1 protein-coding gene is annotated in these 254 nt (G+C 27.6%); it reads left to right on the top strand.

Translation table 11 applies throughout. From position 1 onward, the window contains the following. On the top strand, positions 1 to 254 hold a 254-nt coding region (locus H2O73_RS24190), incomplete at both ends, for a hypothetical protein (RefSeq protein WP_182110826.1).

Raw genomic sequence — 254 nt, 5'->3', positions numbered from 1 at the left:
ATCACATATGTTTTTTGATGCTATAGTATGGATGGGTTTACAGTTGGTAAAAAGGTTAAAAAAAAGCCCTAATAAAAAACAGGAAACCCCAAAGAACTATGTGGTTTATTCTACTAATGATATCAATAAACTATTAGAAAGTTTACCATTTAAGGCAGAAAAATTAACAGAATTAAATAAAGTACCATCAAATACAGAGGTTGTTTTTGATGCAAATTCATTGAGTTTTAAGGAAATAATTCAGAATATGATAG

The organism is Vibrio marinisediminis, assembly GCF_014050145.1.
GTDB classification, from domain to species: Bacteria; Pseudomonadota; Gammaproteobacteria; order Enterobacterales; family Vibrionaceae; genus Vibrio; species Vibrio marinisediminis.
The sequence above is the reverse complement of the archived record's forward strand: the minus strand, read 5'-3'. Positions and strand labels throughout refer to the sequence as shown.